12 protein-coding genes are annotated in these 14854 nt (G+C 45.0%); all 12 read left to right on the top strand.

Going from position 1 to position 14854, the window contains the following annotated elements; all coding sequences use genetic code 11:
- The first annotated feature begins 3 nt into the window (after window positions 1-3).
- The 12 genes from AYW76_RS03985 (at window position 4) to accA (ending at window position 14748) form a co-directional block, all read left to right on the top strand.
- Window positions 4-798, top strand: a complete 795-nt coding sequence (locus AYW76_RS03985; protein ID WP_067216145.1) for a phosphatidate cytidylyltransferase — start codon at window positions 4-6, stop codon at window positions 796-798.
- Window positions 798-1967, top strand: coding sequence for a 1-deoxy-D-xylulose-5-phosphate reductoisomerase (gene ispC / locus AYW76_RS03980; protein WP_067216141.1), 1170 nt, complete (start codon window positions 798-800; stop codon window positions 1965-1967). The genes AYW76_RS03985 and ispC overlap by 1 nt, the downstream gene beginning before the upstream one ends.
- Before the next feature lies 1 nt (window position 1968).
- Complete coding sequence (gene rseP, locus AYW76_RS03975; RefSeq protein WP_067216138.1) at window positions 1969-3315, top strand: RIP metalloprotease RseP; 1347 nt, start codon at window positions 1969-1971, stop codon at window positions 3313-3315.
- Window positions 3316-3325: 10 nt separating this feature from the next.
- The gene (gene bamA, locus AYW76_RS03970) at window positions 3326-5635 is read left to right on the top strand and encodes an outer membrane protein assembly factor BamA (protein WP_231872547.1); all 2310 of its coding nucleotides are present in this window, start codon (window positions 3326-3328) and stop codon (window positions 5633-5635) included.
- Window positions 5636-5653: 18 nt separating this feature from the next.
- Window positions 5654-6148: an OmpH family outer membrane protein gene (locus tag AYW76_RS03965; RefSeq protein WP_067216134.1), complete on the top strand. Its 495-nt coding sequence runs from the start codon at window positions 5654-5656 to the stop codon at window positions 6146-6148.
- Between the two features lie 3 nt (window positions 6149-6151).
- On the top strand, window positions 6152-7186 hold the full coding sequence (gene lpxD / locus AYW76_RS03960; protein ID WP_067216131.1) for a UDP-3-O-(3-hydroxymyristoyl)glucosamine N-acyltransferase: 1035 nt from the start codon (window positions 6152-6154) through the stop codon (window positions 7184-7186).
- Between the two features lie 7 nt (window positions 7187-7193).
- Window positions 7194-7631, top strand: a complete 438-nt coding sequence (fabZ, locus tag AYW76_RS03955; RefSeq protein ID WP_067031502.1) for a 3-hydroxyacyl-ACP dehydratase FabZ — start codon at window positions 7194-7196, stop codon at window positions 7629-7631.
- Window positions 7632-8408 (top strand): acyl-ACP--UDP-N-acetylglucosamine O-acyltransferase, encoded by a 777-nt coding sequence (gene lpxA / locus AYW76_RS03950; RefSeq protein ID WP_197467762.1) that lies wholly within the window; start codon window positions 7632-7634, stop codon window positions 8406-8408.
- A 66-nt stretch (window positions 8409-8474) separates the two neighbouring features.
- On the top strand, window positions 8475-9611 hold the full coding sequence (lpxB, locus tag AYW76_RS03945) for a lipid-A-disaccharide synthase (RefSeq protein WP_067032626.1): 1137 nt from the start codon (window positions 8475-8477) through the stop codon (window positions 9609-9611).
- Complete coding sequence (gene rnhB, locus AYW76_RS03940) at window positions 9604-10212, top strand: ribonuclease HII (RefSeq protein WP_231872546.1); 609 nt, start codon at window positions 9604-9606, stop codon at window positions 10210-10212. Before lpxB ends, rnhB begins: the two co-directional genes overlap by 8 nt.
- Before the next feature lie 4 nt (window positions 10213-10216).
- On the top strand, window positions 10217-13687 hold the full coding sequence (dnaE, locus tag AYW76_RS03935) for a DNA polymerase III subunit alpha (protein ID WP_067216129.1): 3471 nt from the start codon (window positions 10217-10219) through the stop codon (window positions 13685-13687).
- A 113-nt stretch (window positions 13688-13800) separates the two neighbouring features.
- Complete coding sequence (gene accA / locus AYW76_RS03930) at window positions 13801-14748, top strand: acetyl-CoA carboxylase carboxyl transferase subunit alpha (RefSeq protein WP_067216126.1); 948 nt, start codon at window positions 13801-13803, stop codon at window positions 14746-14748.
- The last annotated feature ends 106 nt before the right edge of the window (window positions 14749-14854 follow it).

Raw genomic sequence — 14854 nt, 5'->3', positions numbered from 1 at the left:
TTTATGCTTTTACCAAGAGTTCTTAGCGCGATCGTTATGGCGCTGCTATTTATATATGCGGTGTTTGTTCTAGAGGCATCTAGCTTTCAATTTGCTATGGGTGGTGTCGTGCTGCTGGCTGGCTGGGAGTGGGCCAGATTGTCTGGTCTGGAAGGGCAGCAGGGTCGCATCGCTTATGCAGGTCTAGTCGTGACTTTATGTTATGGGGCTGCACTGTTCGAGTTGCAGCGATTCCTGTTAATGGTGGCACCAGTACTTTGGCTTATTGCACTGTTTTGGGTGATTAGTTATCCAGATGAAAGAGGGTGGCAGTCTCGCTTTGCTCGAATGGTGTTTGGTTTGTTGATTCTACTAACGACTTGGTGTGCTCTGGTTGTGCTGCGTGAGTCCAGTAATTTTGTGCTGTGGATTTTGCTACTTATGGGGCTAATCTGGGGGGCGGATTCTGGAGCGTACTTTTCAGGTAAGGCGTTTGGTAAGCGTAAATTAGCGCCCGCGGTATCACCAGGAAAATCCTGGGAAGGCGTTATTGGTGGGATGGTATTAACACAAATTGGAGTGGCTGTATTTGTTTTTTACAGCGACTTGAATTGGTTGGCTCTGAGTATGCTTGCGTTGGTAACCGTAATAACCTCTGTGTTAGGAGATTTGACCGAAAGTTTATTTAAGCGTCATGAAAGCTTGAAAGATTCCAGTCATCTGATTCCAGGGCATGGTGGCGTTATGGACCGAGTAGACAGTTTGACATCTGCTGCGCCAATCTATGTATTGCTTCTTTGTCTTGTAGGTTGGGTCTAATGCAGAAAATTTGCCTTCTGGGGGCGACCGGTTCCATTGGCAGTAGTACGCTTGATGTGATTGCTCAATATCCAGAGCAATTTCAATTGATGAGTGTCGCAGCGAATGCAAATGTGGATCGAATGGCTGAAATTTGTCAGCGGTTCAAACCCGAACGTGCGGTAATGGGGTCGGAGCAAGCACGAGATGCGTTGGCTCAACGTTGCTTGGGGTTGTCAACGGAGTTTGAGTGGGGCCATGAAGCAATGGAGAGTATTGCAAGCGATGGTTGCGACCAAGTAATGGCCGCTATTATCGGGTTTGCGGGGCTGCGCCCAACGTTAGCGGCGATTCGAGCAGGAAAGCGAGTGTTACTTGCTAATAAAGAAAGTCTGGTGACCGCTGGTCGTTTGTTTATGGATGAGGTAGCGCGTTACAACGTAACCTTGATGCCAATTGACAGTGAGCACAATGCTATTTTCCAGTGTTTGCCGCAAACAGATGCTGGTGTCAGTAAGCGAGATGTTTCCAGTATTTTGTTGACCGCGTCAGGAGGACCGTTTAGAACGTTTAGCGCTAAACAGATGGCGTCTGTTACGCCTGCTCAGGCCTGTGCGCATCCTAATTGGTCTATGGGTCAAAAGATTTCGGTTGATTCTGCGAGTCTGATGAATAAGGGCTTGGAGTTGATTGAGGCTTGTTGGTTATTTGATGTTACGCCTGCGGATGTGCAAGTGGTGGTTCATCCTGAAAGTATTATTCATTCAATGGTCTCCTATAAAGATGGATCCGTCATCGCTCAAATGGGAAACCCGGATATGAAAATACCGATTGCTTATGGGATGACGTGGCCGGCACGTATTGACACTGGCGTTGAAGCATTAGATTTTTATCGCTTAGCTCAACTGAATTTTGAGGCACCTGACCTACAGCGTTTTCCAAATCTTAGGCTAGCAAGTGATGCTTGGTACGCTGGCGGAACGGCAATGGCGATATTGAATGCGGCGAATGAAGTTGCTGTGAATGCGTTTCTAAAAGAAAAAATATCTTTCTTGGACATTGCTCGCTTAAATGAGCGGGTATTGGAACAGTCTGATGCGAAAGTGGTCAATGATCTGGAAACAGTATTTATTGCCGATCATGAGGCACGAGTGCTGGCCAACCAGTTGATTGCTTCGGAGTTTGTATAACATGCTACAAAATATCTTATCCATTGTTATAGCGCTTGGTGTACTGATTACTTTCCATGAATTCGGGCACTATTACATCGCTCGTTTATGTGGCGTCAAAGTGTTGCGATTTTCGGTAGGGTTTGGTAAGCCGATTTATCGCCATGTTTCTCGCAGTGGGACAGAGTTTACACTTGCCATGATTCCACTTGGTGGCTATGTACGCATGTTGGATGAGCGAGAAGGGAATGTTCCTGAAGCATTAAAGGGGCAAACGTTTAACTGTAAAACTGTTTGGCAGCGAATTGCTATCGTGGCTGCGGGACCTATTGCGAATTTTATTTTAGCAATTGCTATTTATGCTGTGGTTGCTGGCATGGGGATTCAAGCGATTGCTCCGAAAGTGGCTAGCGTGACAGAAAACTCTCCTTTGTCGCAAACTCAAATTGAGCCGGGTGCTGAAATTACGCAATTAAATGGTGTGGCTACACATTCTTGGGAAGATGTAAATTTAGCGTTAGCTGACTTGATTGGACGGACTGGGACCTATACTGTTCGTTACCAATTTTTAGATACAAACTTAGAGCGTGAAGAGCGTTTTACGCTGAATCGCTGGTTAGCTGGAGAAGAACCAAGTAATTTAATTTCAGAGTTTGGTGTTGTTCCTTGGCGGCCACAGGTTGTACCAACCATTTCAGAGGTTGTGACGGGTGGTGCTGCTGAGAAAGCAGGTTTTCTCAAGGGCGATACCGTCAAAGCGATAAATGCGGAACCGGTTTCTGATTGGCAAAGTTTCGTTAGCTGGGTTCAAAAGAGCCCTGACACTGCTCTTGATGTAGTGGTGGATCGGAGTGGTCAGAAAATTGATCTGTCATTAGTTCCGGATGCCCGCGAAGTAAACGGAACGGTGATGGGGTTTGCTGGGTTAGCTGTTGAGCCGCCAGTGTTGTCCGATGATGACATTCGAACACGTGAATTTGGCTTTTTGGGCGCAGCAGTTTATGGTGTGCAGCAGACTTGGAAAATGACAGCATTGACTGTGTCATCGATAGGTAAAATGATTCAAGGTTTAATCTCTCTTGATAATTTGTCAGGTCCGATTACGATTGCCAAGGTTGCGAGTGCATCTGCTGATTCAGGCGTGCAGTCGTTTTTAAAATTTTTAGCGTATTTAAGTGTCAGTCTAGGGGTATTGAATTTGTTACCAATACCTATGCTTGATGGTGGGCATCTGCTGTTTTTTGGGATAGAAGCCGTGCGCCGCAAACCTGTTTCTGAGCGTATTCAAGGGTTTGCCTACCGTTTCGGTGCATCATTGTTGTTCGCGATGATGGCCGTAGCTTTATTTAATGATATTGCCCGCTTGTAGAGAGGTATATGTGAAAGTCTTTGTAGCCACAGTATTAGCAATTTGTAGCGCTCAAAGTTATGCGAAGACCGTTGCAGACGTCCGTGTAGACGGCTTGTTGCAAATGTCACCAACACGCGCATTCGAGACTATCGGCTTTCAACAAGGCCAAGGCTATGACTCTTCTAGAGTCCATGAAGCTGTTAATAATCTATTTGCAACGGGGTACTTCAGTGACATTGATGTATTTGAAGAAGATGATGTTGTTATCTTCAAAGTTGTAGAGCGTCCTACCATTGGTCAAATAGAGATTGATGGTAACGATATGATTTCAACTGAGGACTTGCAGCGCGGATTACGCCTGTCTGGACTTGAAGAAGGTGAGCTTTACAAGCCAGAAACCTTAAATCAGATTCAACAAGAACTGCAGCGCCAGTACTACGCTTTGGGTCGCTACAGTGCTCAGGTTAATATGGAAGTTGAAGAACTTCCACGCAATCGAGTGTCTTTGAAAGTCGACATTGAAGAAGGTGTGACGGCTAAGATTGTCCACATCAATATTGTGGGTAACAAAGATTTTGCGGATGACGAGTTAACCAAGAATTTTCAGTCGGCTGAGACAGGCTATTTCAATCCGTTTAGTTCGGCAGATGAATATTCAAAGCAAAAAATTCAAGGCGATCTTGAAACATTGCGCAGTTTTTATCTTGACCGCGGTTACCTAGATTACGAGTTGATTTCTAGCCAAGTCAGTCTGTCTGCAGATAAGCGTGAAGTTTATGTGGTGGTCAATGTTAAAGAGGGTGAGTCGTACTCTATCAATGAGGTGGCTTTAAGCGGCTCTTTACCGATCAGTGAAGATCGCATTTGGAAGCATATTAATCAAAAGACTGGTGACGTGTTCTCGCGTAAGCAAGTGACTGAGATTATGGAAAATGTTTCCGGTGAGTTAGGTGATGATGGTTATTTATTTACCAATGTGAACATTATTCCTAATAAACTGCCTGGCCACAAAGTAGATATTACTTATCATATTGCGCCAGGTCCTCAAGTCTATGTTCGTCGCATTAATTTCAGTGGCAACTCAGAGACTAAGGATGAAGTGCTTCGCCGAGAAATGACGCAGTTTGAAGGCGCCCTTGCAACCCACTCTAAAATTCAATCGTCAAAGCGTGCTATTGAACGTTTGGGCTTTTTCTCAACCGTTGATCTGAAGACTCGCCCTGTTCCGGGTACGGTTGATCAGGTTGACCTCGATGTGTCCGTTGAAGAACAACCATCTGGCAGTATTCAAGCGAGTGTTGGCTACTCTCAATCAGAAGGTGCAGTGCTCGGTTTTGGTATCTCTAAGCGTAACTTCTTAGGAACGGGTAACAAGTTAGCGTTTAACATGAGCCGTAGTAATCAGACTAAAGACCTCACGCTGTCTTACGACAACCCTTATTTTACGGTTGACGGTGTAAGTCGAGGCTACAGTTTATTTTATCAAGTCAGCGATCACGACGAAGATGATGTAGAGGATTACGATCTAGATCGGATTGGTGTATCGGTTAATTTCGGTTATCCAATTACAGATACGCAACGTTTAAGCTTCGGTATGACGCTTAAAAACACTGGTGTAGACCTAGGTGCGAACCCGTCGCTTGAGACGCAGGACTACCTGAATCAATATGGTGATTCGTTTGATGATGTGATTGCCAATGTTGTTTGGAGTGATAATGACATTGTGGGCGGTCTATTGCCGACAGGTGGTGTGAGCCATCGTGTAACATTAGATGTAGCGACCCCACTGGGTGACCAAACCTACACCAAAATTGGTGCACTTTCACAAGCTTATTGGAATATAAGCGAAAATAACTTATGGCTCTTTCATTTGAAAGGGCGCGCAGGTTATGGTTTTGGCTACGGTGATACTGATCGTTTACCATTCTTTGAAAACTATTATGCTGGCGGTGTTTATACTGTACGTGGTTTTAGTGCATCATCATTGGGGCCTAAGAACACCTACAATGACAATACTGAAACCGATTCAATTGGCGGTAACATGCTGGTTGCAGCGACGGCAGAGATTATCTTCCCTATGCCTATGGTTGAAGATCACAGTTCAGTACGTACTTCTATTTTCTTGGATGCGGGTAACGTATTTACCGATAACTGTTTCTCTGGCAGTACAAGTTGTGAAGAAGGGTTTGACGCTGGTGAGATCCGTTACAGTGTCGGTTTCAACTGGACATGGATTACACCTATCGCACCGCTGTCGTTTAACATTGCGAAAACGTTGAATGACAAAGAAGGCGATGAGACGGATGCGTTCCAGTTTCAGCTAGGCACCACCTTCTAATAAAGTTAAGGATTTAACATGAAAAGACTATTGGGTATCGCGCTATTGACATTGCTAAGTGCGCAAACTATAGCGTCGGAGGTTGCGGTTTTGGACTTTCGTGCAGCGTTGCTTCAAAGTGATGCGGGTCAGCAAGCCGCTCAAGCGCCGCGTCAACAAGTAGATCAAATGAAAGCGCGATTAGAGCAAGAAAACCGTACATTAAAAGATATGGTTGAGTCATTGAAGCGTGATGAGCTTACTCTGTCTTCGGAAGAAGTGACAAAGCGTCGATCAGAAGTGAATCAGAAGCAAGCTCAGCTGCGTCAAATGGTGTCTGCTATGCAGCAGCAAGCTCAGCAAATGGAGCAGCGTTTGATTCAAGATCTAACACCTCGAGGAGAGGCTGCGCTTAAAGAGATCATTGAAGAGCGTAATATAGATGCTGTGATTTCGCGTCAAGCTGCCATTTATACGAATGAGTCTGTTGATATCACAGCAGAGTTGATCGATAAACTTAATAAAGAGAAATAATGGATGGGGTACACCCTTTCTGAAATCGCCGCCCACGTTGGCGGCGAGCTATTTGGTGATCCTGAGTACCCAATATCCTCGTTGGGGTCTTTAGATCATGCGGGTGCAGAGCAGTTGAGTTTTTTGTCGAACCCCAAGTTTGCCAGCAAGCTGACCCTATGCAATGCCGGAGCGGTGTTATTGCGTAATCCTACCGACGCAGAAAATGTTCGTAATGCTATTGTTGTTCGTAATCCATATCTTGCTTATGCCCAAGTAACGGTGCTGTTTAAGCATCAAGAGGAAGGTTGGGCAAACCGAATACATCCGACGGCTGTGATACATGAAACCGCTAGGGTTTCGAATACTGCATTGATTGGTCCTAATGTTACGGTGGGCGCTTATTCTGTCATTGGAGCTAATTGCTATTTAGGTCCCGGCTCAGTGGTTGGTGAGCACGTATGCTTAGGGGGCGACTCACGTTTGGCTGGCAATGTGACAATCTATGATCATGTTGAGATTGGCGAGCGTTGTATTCTTCATAGCGGCTCAATTATCGGTGCTGATGGTTTTGGTTTTGCTCCTCACGACGGTCAGTGGAACAAAATACATCAGCTTGGCGGTGTCATAATTGGCGATGATGTTGAAATTGGTGCGAATACTACAGTAGATTGCGGCGCTATAGAAAATACCGTTATAGGCAACGGAGTTAAGATTGATAACCTTGTTCAAATTGCTCATAACGTCGTAATCGGTGATAATAGCGCGATTGCGGGTTGTGTGGGCGTTGCAGGCAGTACCATTATCGGTGAAAACTGCACAATTGCAGGAGGGGCAGGGTTAGCTGGGCATATTACATTAGTGGATAATGTTCATGTTACTGCGATGAGTTTGGTGACTCGTTCAATTGATACGCCTGGTTCATACTCTTCTGGAACAGCTTTAGACTCGACACCAAAATGGCGAAAATCGGCGGCTCGTTTACGCCGAATAGAGAGCATGGCTGCCCAAATTTCAAAATTGGAAAAACAAGTTAATACGCTTTTAACAAAAGGTTAATGCATAAATGATGGATGTGAATGAAATTCGCCGTTACTTACCCCACCGCTACCCGTTTTTGTTGGTAGATCGAGTAGTAGAGATAACTCCCGGGGAATCAATTGTTGCGTACAAGAATGTGACGGTAAACGAACCGTTTTTTAACGGGCATTTCCCAGATCATCCAGTAATGCCTGGTGTGTTGATTATTGAGGCAATGGCACAAGCAGCTGGTATCCTTGGCTTTAAAACCATGGATAAAACACCTGAAGATGGTTCTATCTACTACTTCGTTGGTGCTGATAATACTCGTTTTAAACGTCCAGTAGTACCAGGTGATCGTCTTCAGTTAGAAGCGAAAATTTTGACAGAACGTCGTGGTATTTGGAAATTCGAAGTCAAAGCGACAGTTGACGGTGGGCTAGTGTGTTCTTCTACCATTCTATGTGCTGACAGGAAGCTATAAGTGTTGATACATCCAACTGCGATAGTTGACCCAAAAGCTGAACTAGACAGTGATGTTGAAATCGGCCCTTTCTGTATTGTCGGACCCGACGTACAGATCGGTGCAGGTACAGTGTTGAAATCTCATGTTGTTGTGAATGGTCATACGACGATTGGCCAACAGAATGAGATTTTTCAGTTTACTTCCGTTGGAGAAGTAAACCAGGATAAAAAGTATAAAGGTGAGCCAACTCGATTGATCATTGGTGATCGTAATGTGATTCGAGAAAATGCGACAATTCATCGTGGCACAATTCAAGATCAAGGGATTACGCAGATTGGTGATGGGAATTTGTTTATGGCCAGTACGCATGTTGGACATGACTGTATTGTTGGCGATAACAACATCCTTGCTAATTATGCTGCTTTAGCGGGGCACGTAAAAGTAGGTGACTCTGTTATCTTAGGTGGCTATACCGGTGTGCATCAGTTTTGCCAAGTGAATTCGTACAGTATGTGTGGTATGGGGTCCATGGTAACTAAAGATGTCCCTCGCTATATGATGGTGTCGGGTGATCCTGCGAAAGCGCATGGTATGAATTTCGAAGGTATGCGTCGTCGTGGTATGTCTGCTGAGGCGATCAGGGCACTTCGCTCTGCTTACAAAATGGTGTATTTGAAAAAAATGCCATTGGAACAAGCATTGAGCCACATTGAAGCGAACGATATTTTCAATGTACCAGAAGTGGCTGACTTTGTGCTCTCTATACGTCAGTCTAAACGTGGCATAGTCCGTTAAGTGTTTGGCTGATTGAAAAGAAACCCCGACTCATTCGGGGTTTTTTTATGAAGGTTAATGATTATTATGCAAAAGCGATTTGTCATTGTTGCAGGTGAAGCCTCTGGAGACATTCTAGGTGCTAACCTAATTAAGCATTTAAAACTACGGTTCCCGGATGCTGTGTTTGAAGGTATTGGTGGTCCGCTGATGATTGCACAAGGCTTCAATAGTTTATTCCCGATGGAGCGATTGTCTGTCATGGGCTTGGTTGAAGTATTGGGTCGCTTAAGAGAGTTGTTAGGCATTCGTAAAGCGGTTTTTAACCATTGTCTTGAAGAAGATGTATCGGCTTTTATAGGCATAGATTCGCCTGATTTTAATTTGCCACTGGCGCGCAAACTTCGATTACAAGGTGTTAAGACGATTCATTACGTCAGCCCCTCCGTATGGGCATGGCGTCAGAAGCGCATTTTCAAAATCAAAGAATCTGTTGATTTAATGCTCACGCTGTTTCCGTTTGAACTAGAAATTTATCAACAACACCAGATTCCGGCGGTTTGTGTTGGACATACATTGGCGGATGAGGTGCCTCTGGAGAGTGATAAGTTAGAAGCTCGTGCTCGATTAGGTTTATCGTTATCTGACAACTGGTTTGCTATCCTGCCCGGCTCTCGTGGTGGGGAAGTTAGCCGTTTAATGCCTGTGTTTGCCGAGGCAATGAAAGTTATTCAACAGCAAGTCGACAGCGCTAAATTTGTCATTCCTGCCGCGAATGAGGAAAGGCGTCAGCAAATAGAGCATATTCTTAAAGAGGTTGGCGTTAGTGCCGTCGTTGTTGATGGTCAGTCTCGCGATGTTATGGCGGCAGGCGAAGCGATTATGTTGGCATCTGGCACTGCTGCTTTAGAAGCGATGCTGGTGAAGCGTCCCATGGTCGTGGCTTATCGCTTTACAAAACTGACTTACGCAATTATGAAGCGCATGATCAAAGTACCTTATGTGTCATTGCCAAATTTATTGGCACGTAAGCGACTCGTGCCTGAGTTATTGCAAGATGAGGCAACGCCTGTGAAACTAGCGAACGCATTAGTAGGAGAGTGGAAAGACTTTGCTTCAGACCAGCAGATACAAAGCACGTTTTTAGCGTTGCACGAAATGCTACGTAAGAATGCGGGCGATGCAGCAGCAAGAGCGATCGCAAAGGAACTTCGTAATGCTTGATGTCGAGCCGTTTGAGAGTGCAATTTATCAAGGTATATTACTGGCTGGTGCTGATGAAGCGGGACGTGGTCCATTAGCCGGAGATGTGGTTGCAGCAGCTGTTATTCTTGACCCCGATAATCCTATTGTTGGTTTGAACGATTCCAAAAAATTGTCAGAGAAAAAACGCGAAGCCTTATTTTCAGAAATTTGTAATAAAGCGCTGTCTTTCAGTATTGCGCGTGCAAGTGTTGCTGAAATTGATGATATTAATATCCTACATGCCAGCATGTTAGCGATGAAACGTGCCATCGAAGCGTTACCAGTCCAAGCTGAGCATGCTTTGATCGATGGTAATCGTATCCCGCCAGAGTTGTCCTGTCCTGCTGAGGCCGTCATAAAGGGGGATGCGCGACACGCGGCCATTGCGGCGGCGTCGATTTTGGCAAAAGTGACACGTGATCGTGAAATTGTTGCGTTAGATAATCAGTACCCAAACTATGGGTTTGCTAAGCATAAAGGTTATCCAACAGCGGTACATCTTGCTGCGATTAAAGAGTACGGTGTGTGTGAATTGCATCGCCGTAGTTTTGGTCCGGTTAAAAGAATCTTAGAAGGTTAATTGTATGTCGTCGTTTATTCACCTCAGAGTACACACCGAATTTTCCCTTGTTGATGGACTTGTTAAAGTTAAAGGGTTGGTGAATCAAGCAGAAGCAAATGAAATGCCTGCGGTTGCTATGACAGATGAAAATAACCTTTGTGGGTTTATTCGTTTTTATAGTGGTGCGATGGGGAAAGGTATAAAGCCGATCTGTGGCGCAGACATTATGCTTGAAGCGAATGATGAGATTGAGCAGCGAACGCGAATGACGCTGTTGGCCATGTCGAACAAAGGCTATAAGAACATCATTGAGGTGATTTCAAAAGGTTATCAGCTCGGACAAGTGGACGGGCGACCAGTAATTAAGCGCGAATGGGTGGCCGAGCATCGAGAAGATGTGATTGCTTTATCTGGTGGTGTTTTTGGTGATGTAGGTTTCTTGCTTGCAAAAGGCCGAGCGGATGAAGCTGAAGTGTACTTGAAGCGTTGGATGGGTACTTTTCCAGGGCGTTATTATGCCGAAGTGGTTCGTACGCTGCGCCCAGGAGAAGAAGATTATATTCATCAGATCGTGCCATTGGCTGCTCAGTTTGATTGCCCTGTTGTGGCAACCAACGATGTACGCTTTCTAAGGCGAGAAGATTTTGAAGCACATGAAGCGCGTGTCAGTATTTGTGATGGTATAACACTTGATGATCCGCGTCGAAAACGTAAATACTCTGAAGAACAGTACTTTAAAACTGCATCAGAGATGGAGGCTCTTTTTTCCGATCTTCCAGAAGCGCTTGAAAATACAGTTGAGATTGCTAAACGTTGTAACGTTGATGTGCTGTTAGGAACTTATTTTTTACCAGACTTTCCTGTGCCTGAGGGGATGACCATGGAAGAATATTTCCGTGAGCTGTCTCATAATGGTTTAAAAGATCGCTTCGAATTACTGGTGAAAAAAGGTGGCGATCGGATTTTAGCGCGTAAGCAAGAGTACATAGATCGCCTTAATTTTGAGCTCGATATTATCAATCAGATGGGGTTTCCTGGTTACTTCCTGATCGTAATGGACTTCATTCAATGGTCTAAAGATAACGATATTCCGGTGGGGCCTGGGCGTGGTTCTGGTGCGGGTTCTCTTGTTGCATATGTTCTTAAAATTACCGATTTGGATCCACTTGAATACGATCTGCTATTCGAACGATTCTTGAATCCTGAGCGTGTGTCTATGCCGGATTTTGACATCGACTTCTGTATGGATAATCGCGATCGAGTGATTGATTATGTGGCCCAGCGTTATGGCCGTAATGCCGTCTCTCAGATCATTACATTTGGTCAGATGGCGGCGAAGGCGGTAGTGCGAGATGTGGCTCGTGTTCAGGGAAAGTCGTACAGTTTGGGTGATAAGCTGTCCAAGCTGATTCCGTTTGAAATCGGCATGACACTGAAAAAAGCGTTGGAAGATGAACCCGCATTGGTTGAGTTTATCGAAGGTGATGAAGAAGCCGCCGAAGTCATGGAGATGGCGTTTAAGCTTGAAGGTACTGTACGTAACTTTGGTAAACATGCCGGTGGTGTTGTCATTGCGCCCACTAAGTTGACTGACTTTGCTCCGCTTTACTGTGAAGAGGATGGAACTGGCTTAGTAACGCAATACGATAAAAACGATGTAGAAGAAGCCGGCTTGGTGAAATTCGACTTCTTAGGCTTGAAAACACTAACCGTCGTGGATTGGGCACTAGAAAGCATCAATGAGATCCATGAGCGTCAAGGGAAGCCGCCTTTAGACATTGCCTTAATTGATTTAGAAGATAAAGCGACCTACGACTTATTGCAGCGAGCTGAAACAACCGCGGTATTTCAGCTGGAATCTCGTGGTATGAAAGAGCTCATTAAGAAACTGTTACCCTCTCGCTTTGAAGATATTATCGCCTTGGTAGCCCTTTATCGACCTGGACCGTTAGGTTCGGGCATGGTAGACGACTTTATTAATCGTAAGCATGGTCGTTCCGAACTTGCTTTCCCGCATCCTGATTATCAGCATCAAGACCTAAAACCTGTCCTTGAGCCTACCTACGGAATTATCTTGTACCAAGAGCAGGTAATGCAGATTGCCCAAGTTCTGGCAAAATTCTCGCTTGGTGGTGCAGACTTACTGCGTCGAGCGATGGGTAAGAAGAAAGCGGAAGTCATGCAAGAGCAGCGCTTAATCTTCATGGAAGGTGCGGCGAAGAATAACATCGATAAAGACCTTGCCGGCAACATCTTCGACTTAATGGAGAAATTTGCGGGCTACGGTTTTAACAAATCGCACTCGGCAGCTTATGCCTTAGTGTCATATCAAACTGCGTGGTTGAAGCAACATTACCCTGCGCCCTTTATGGCGGCAGTACTGTCTGCCGATATGCAAAATACCGATAAAATCGTTATCTTCGTGGAAGAATGTCGTGCCATGAAGTTAGTGGTCGACTTACCGAATGTGAATGAATCAGTTTATAAATTTGCGGTAAACCGTAAAGGTGTCATCGTTTACGGACTTGGAGCGATTAAAGGCGTCGGCGAAGGGCCTATCGAGGCCATTGTTGAGGCACGTAAAGACGGTCCCTTTGAGCATATTTTTGATTTCTGTCAGCGAGTAGGGCGACGTGTTAATCGTCGTGTCATGGAGGCATTAGTTCGATCCGGTGCATTTGATACGATTGGACCAAATCGCGCTACTTTATTTGAGAGTATTCCTGAGGCGTTAAAGCGTGCCGATCAAAGCGCTAAAAGCCAAGATGCTGGTATGGGCGATTTGTTTGGTATTGCTGTTGAGGAATCAACCGAGAATGCGTATGACGATATCGGTGTGCAAGAAGAATGGCATGGTCGTAGACGTTTAGATGGAGAAAAGGATACGCTAGGCCTGTATGTGACGGGGCATCCGATAGACGATTATGAAAGTGAAATACGTCGATTCGCACGTCAGCGCATAGTAGATTTGCAGCCCAAACGAGAAACGCAAGTGATTGCGGGGCTTATTGTGGAAATGCGGATTACCAAGAGTAAACGCGGAGGCAATATTGCGTTTATCACCCTAGATGATCGCTCAGCCCGAATTGAAGTTGCCGTATTTCCTGATACATTTGAAAGCGTTAAACAATACTTGGTCCCAGATCAAGTGGTTGTAGTGGAAGGTGAAATAAGTTTTGATGAATTTCGTGGTGGCCAAAAAGTGGCGGCGCGGAATGTGTTAGACATGGCAACAGCGCGGATACGTTATGTTGAAGCATTACGTATCGATTGGCTTGAAGAAGACGTTACCAAACAAAAAATTGAAGCGTTGGCGCGCCATATTGCTCCATACCGTGGCGATGGCTGCGATGTAGTGATAGGGTTTGAAACCAGTAAGGCGGCAGGTGATGTGAAGCTTGGATCGCAGTGGAAAATTCGTCCTGATGATGAATTAATTCATGAACTTCAAAAACAATACGGTAAACAAAATGTGCAGTTAGTGTATACTTAGCGCCATTTTATCATTCTTTCACTCGCGTAACGCCAATGGAGCGGCGCGATAGGATGTTCGAAGCTAGAACTTTCTGTAGAATATTAGGCAACTAAATAGCAGCGTGTAAAAAAATGAATCTAGATTACTTACCTTTTGAGCAGCCAATTGCTGAGCTCGAACAAAAAATTGAAGAGTTACGACTAGTTGGTAACGATAATGATCTTAACATCAGTGAAGAGATCAGCCGATTAGAAGACAAGAAGATTACTCTAACACAGAGCCTATTCAGTAATTTAGGTGCTTGGGAGGTTTCTCAACTTGCTCGTCACCCTAAGCGTCCTTACACATTAGACTACATTCAAAACGTCTTTACTGACTTTGAAGAAATGCATGGTGACCGTCATTACGCTGACGATCGTGCAATTGTCGGTGGTATTGCTCGTCTTGAAGGTCGACCAATCATGGTGATAGGTCACCAAAAAGGTCGTGAAGTCAAAGAAAAAGTCATGCGTAACTTCGGCATGCCGCGTCCAGAAGGCTACCGTAAAGCTTTGCGCTTAATGGAAACCGCTGAGCGTTTCAATATGCCAATCGTGACTTTGATTGATACTCCTGGAGCCTACCCAGGGATTGGCGCTGAAGAGCGTGGTCAAAGTGAAGCGATTGCTTTCAACCTTGCTGTCATGTCACGATTAAAAACACCAATCATTTCGACCGTTATTGGTGAAGGTGGTTCTGGTGGGGCATTGGCTATTGGTGTGTGTGATGAGTTAATGATGCTTCAATATGGTACTTACTCTGTTATCTCTCCAGAAGGTTGTGCTTCAATTCTATGGAAGAGTGCGGAGCGTGCATCAGACGCAGCAAAAGCAATGGGCATTACTGCAGACCGTCTTCAAGAGTTGGGCTTTGTTGATACAATTCTAGAAGAGCCACTAGGTGGAGCGCATACAGACCCTGCTTTGATGGCTGAGCGTTATAAAACAAAAGTACTTGAAGTATTAGATAAGCTAGAAGCGCTTTCAACTGAAGAGTTGGTCGAGCGTCGCTACCAGCGTCTAATGTCTTACGGATTATAACAAAGCTTCTTGTAAGCACTTCTTTAAAGGCCCGCTGCTTGTATAAGCAGCGGGCTTTTTCGTTTCTAGAGCAATGTTATGAGTGGTGAGGTTTTAAAAACGACGT

The organism is Marinomonas gallaica (genome assembly GCF_001639745.1).
Classification (GTDB): Bacteria; Pseudomonadota; Gammaproteobacteria; order Pseudomonadales; family Marinomonadaceae; genus Marinomonas; species Marinomonas gallaica.
Note: the sequence above shows the minus strand (reverse complement) of the source record. Positions and strands in the feature narration are given on the sequence as shown.